The 402-nt window shown below is 54.0% G+C and carries 1 pseudogene; it reads left to right on the forward strand.

The window, feature by feature from the left end:
* A pseudogene (locus FHC49_RS19505) lies at nucleotides 1-402 on the forward strand (transposase); the annotation flags it as partial.

Below are 402 nucleotides of genomic sequence, written 5' to 3' on the forward strand. Positions count from 1 at the left end.
CGGCGTACTACACAGGAAAAGATCGCAAGTGTTCAGCAGAGTTTTGAACCGGGAATGACGGTCTCCCTTGTTGCCCGGCAACACGGTGTGGCAGCCAGCCAGTTATTTCTCTGGCGCAAGCAATACCAGGAGGGAAGTCTTACTGCTGTGGCCGCAGGAGAGCAGGTCGTTCCTGCCTCTGAACTTGCTGCTGCCATGAAGCAGATTAAAGAACTCCAGCGCCTGCTCGGCAAAAAAACGATGGAAAATGAACTCCTTAAAGAAGCCGTTGAATACGGGCGTGCAAAAAAGTGGATAGCGCACGCGCCCTTATTGCCCGGGGATGGGGAGTAAGCTTAGTCAGCCGTTGTCTCCGGGTGTCGCGTGCGCAGTTGCACGTAATTCTCAGACGAACCGATGACT

It is taken from the genome of Kluyvera sp. EC_51 (assembly GCF_019584505.1).
GTDB classification, from domain to species: Bacteria; Pseudomonadota; Gammaproteobacteria; order Enterobacterales; family Enterobacteriaceae; genus Kluyvera; species Kluyvera sichuanensis.